We start from the raw sequence: 2923 nt of genomic DNA, 5'->3' as shown, positions 1-2923 counted from the left end.
TCGACAGGCTCCGGACGAGTCTTCGAGAAGTCGCCGGCGAGGGTCTCGAGATGAGGTCGAAGCCGGTATCCTCGGGAGCGGCCATCGTACTTTCCGTTCCCACATCGATGGCCGGGTCCATCGAGACAGCCTTCACGCGGGCTGGCGTACAGGAAGTTCCGGTGCCGCCGTCCTACGGTGGGAAATCGGTGGCCGAAGCCGTCCCGAAGCTTCTCGCACGCCTCCAGGCCATCCCGGCGGAGATCGAGGAGCTCGACGCGACGCTCGACCTTCTGCGTAGGGAGGAAATCCCCGAGGTTCTCGGCGCGCTCGCCGCCTTTCACGATCGGCTGGCCCGACTCGAGACCAAGACGCGTGCCCGGAGAACGGCTCACGCCTTCGTCCTCGGCGGCTGGGTACCCGAGGCCGAACGGCTGGCTCTCGAGACCGAGCTCCATGAACGCTTCGAGGGCAAGCTCGCCATGGAACGAGTCGGCGGAGCGGAGCTCGCTGAAGGCTCGGTGCCGGTGGCGCTCGAGAACCCTAAGCTCTTCCGGCCTTTCGAGGCCCTCGTCAAGTTCCTCCCGCTGCCACACTATGGAACCATCGATCCGACTCCGTTCGTGGCCGTGTTCTTCCCGATGTTCTTCGGGCTCATCCTTGGTGACGTCGGCTACGGCGCCCTCCTGGCGATTCTCGCCTGGATTCTCCACCGGCGCTCGGAGCCCGAGAGCTTGCTGTCGTCGCTGGCCAAGATCGGGGGAGCTTGCGCCGCGTTCAGCGTACTCTTCGGCCTGCTCTACGGCGAGCTCTTTGGTGACCTGGGGCATGAGCTTCTGGGTATGCCCTCCCTCTGGTTCCGGCGAGAGGAGGCTCTGCTGCCATTTCTGGGGCTCGCCCTGGCGCTCGGCTTCGTTCATATCCTGCTCGGACTCGTCCTCGGCGTTCTCGGCGCACTCCGACGCGGTCGCCGGGAGGCGCTCGGCCGTGGCGTCGCGGCGGTCATGATCGTCATGATCCTGATCGCGATCCTGGCGGCCGCCGAGATTTTGCCCCCGGCCTTCTTCACTCCGTCGATCGTGGCGCTCCTCGTCGCGTTTCCGCTGCTGGTCGTCGCCGAGGGTCTGCTCGCCCCCATCGAGCTTCTCGCCTCCCTGAGCAACATCTTCTCTTACGCGCGGATCATGGCCATCGGCACGGCGTCGGTCATGATGGCGGTCGTGGCGAACCGTATGGTGGGCGCCGTCGGCAGCGTGGTCGTGGGAGTGCTCTTCGCCCTCTTGTTCCACCTCGTCAACTTCGTCCTCGGCGTCTTCAGCCCCACCATTCACGCCCTGCGACTCCATTACGTCGAATTTTTCGGTAAGTTCTATCGTCCCGGCGGCCCCGACTACGATCCCCTTCGGCACTGGGCCACGGACCGTCGTGAAAGAAAGTGAGGAGGCACGAATATGGAATACTTCTGGAGCAGTCTGGCGGCCGCCGCCGCCGTGGCCATTCCCGCTCTTGGCACCGCCTGGGCTCAGTCGAGAATCGGTCCCGCGATCTCCGGCACGCTCGCGGAGAAGCCCGAGCTCTCGGCTACCGCGGTGCTGCTCGTGGCGATCCCGGAAACGATGGTGATCCTGGGTTTCGTCGTTGCCGTCCTCATCATGCTGGGGCAGGGCGGCTGAGGGCGCGGACTTAAATTAACGTCATGGCGCTCGCGGAGCTGCTCGCACATATCGAAGAGCGGGCTCGTGCGGAGATCGAGCAGGAGCTCGAAAGGGGGCGGTGCGAGGCGTCACGTCTTCGCATCGCCGCCGAGGAGCGGACCGCCCGCGCTCGTGAAGAGCGTCTCGCCGCGGAAGAGGTGAAGCTGCGCCGCGAGCTCGATCCCGATCTCGCCCAAACGCGGCTCGGCGCCCGGCGCCTCGTCGCGGAAGCGAGGCGACGGTTCGCCGCCCGCGTTCTCGCTGAGGTCGAGCGTCGTCTTCCGGGGATCGCCGCCGGGTCGCGATATCGGGAATGTCTCCCGGGTCAGCTCGAGGATTGCCTCGCCTATGCCGACGGCGAGCGGGTGACGATTCGTGGCGCACCGAGTCTCGCGGAGCTGGTCGGCGATAGACCCGGCGTCCGTTACCAGGCTGACCCGGACGTGACGACGGGGTTCATCGTCGAGACCGAAGATGGCGCGCTCGTCGTCGACGGCACGCTGAAGTCGAGGCTCGAGAGCATGAAGGCAGAGCTCGAGATCGAGCTGTTTCGACGGTGGGAGTCGAATCGTGAAGCCGGCCTGGGATGATGTGAACGCTCGGGCTCGGGGGCTCGGAACCCGCCTCCTCGGCCGCGCCCGGCTTTCGAGGCTCCGGTCCGCCTCGAGTCTCAACGAGCTCGTCACCGAGCTCGAGCGCGAGGGCTATCCTCTCGTTCCACGGGGCGGTTCGCCGACGGCATTCGAGCTCGAGCGATCCATTCGCCGCAACGCTCAGCAGCATCTCGCTATTCTGGCCCGCTGGTGCGGCGCGAGATCCCGCTTCCTGAGGTTCGTGTTCGAGGACGAGGACCGGCGGAGCCTTCGCGCACTGTTACGGGGTGCAGTGGAAGGTGTGTCTTGGGAGCGCCGCCTTTCCGGGCTCGTTCCGACGCCTTCTCTCGGTGAGCGCGCGCTCGAGGAGCTTTCGCGCCTGTCGTCGCCCTCCGAGATTGCTGCCACCCTGACGGCATGGGGCAGTCCCTACGGCGAGTCGATGCGTGCCACGGCCTCGAAGACGCCGGTCGATCTGTTCGCGCTCGATCTGCGGGTGAATCGTGTTTTCGCCGCTCGAGCAATGAGCGGGGTGCGATGCCGGGGACGAGAGCTTCGAGAGATCGCTCGGGAGACGATCGACCTGGAGAATGCGCTCGCTGCCATCGTGCTCTCCCGTCATGCGAGCGGCGTCGAGCCCGAGATCTGCTTCATCGA

Annotated in this window: 4 protein-coding genes; all 4 read left to right on the top strand. The window is 66.1% G+C overall.

Annotation, left to right across the window (positions count from 1 at the left end; all coding sequences use genetic code 11):
- Nucleotides 1-1418: V-type ATPase 116kDa subunit family protein (locus VEK15_10675; protein ID HXV61149.1), on the top strand; the 1418-nt coding region annotated here is incomplete at its 5' end.
- A gap of 12 nt (nt 1419-1430) precedes the next feature.
- Entirely contained in the window at nt 1431-1652 is a 222-nt protein-coding gene (locus VEK15_10670; GenBank protein HXV61148.1) for an ATPase, read from the top strand.
- Between the two features lie 23 nt (nt 1653-1675).
- The gene (locus VEK15_10665) at nt 1676-2263 is read left to right on the top strand and encodes a V-type ATP synthase subunit E (protein ID HXV61147.1); all 588 of its coding nucleotides are present in this window, start codon (nt 1676-1678) and stop codon (nt 2261-2263) included.
- On the top strand, nt 2244-2923 hold a 680-nt coding region (locus VEK15_10660; protein ID HXV61146.1), incomplete at its 3' end, for a V-type ATPase subunit. The genes VEK15_10665 and VEK15_10660, both read left to right, overlap by 20 nt.

The sequence above is a fragment of the Vicinamibacteria bacterium genome, from assembly GCA_035620555.1.
Taxonomy (GTDB): domain Bacteria; phylum Acidobacteriota; class Vicinamibacteria; order Marinacidobacterales; family SMYC01; genus DASPGQ01.
This window is presented reverse-complemented; position numbering and strand designations above follow the sequence as displayed.